The sequence below is a fragment of the Streptomyces sp. BE303 genome, from assembly GCF_036290945.1.
Classification (GTDB): Bacteria; Actinomycetota; Actinomycetes; order Streptomycetales; family Streptomycetaceae; genus Kitasatospora.
Genome location: NZ_JAQYWZ010000681.1, coordinates 1 through 325, shown reverse-complemented (window position 1 = coordinate 325; position 325 = coordinate 1). Strand labels below are relative to the sequence as shown.

Genomic DNA, 325 nt, shown 5'->3' with positions numbered 1-325 from the left:
TGGCGGGCCCGCGGTCGGGAGCGCTCGCTGATCGACGGGTGGCGTCACCGTGTCACCTGGAAGCCCGTCACCGATCTGGCCGAGGCGGCGCCCCGTGGCCGCTGGGCGATCGTCGGTGACGAGGCGTCCGTACGCGTCGACGCGTCCGAGTTCGCCGAGGCGCTGACCGCGCTCGGCGCCGACGCCGTGGTCGTACCGCCCGGCGACCGCGCCGACCTGGCCACGCGTCTGCGTGAGCTGGAGCCCGCAGGCATCCTCGTGCTCCCGGCCGTGTCCCTCGCGGGCGCACTGGCCGTCGTCCAGGCATCGGCCGAGGTCGCGGGCG

The 325-nt window shown here is 76.3% G+C and carries 1 protein-coding gene; it reads left to right on the top strand.

Annotated features, from left to right (window positions below):
- On the top strand, positions 1-325 hold a 325-nt coding region (locus PUR56_RS16415; protein WP_329949477.1), incomplete at both ends, for a hypothetical protein.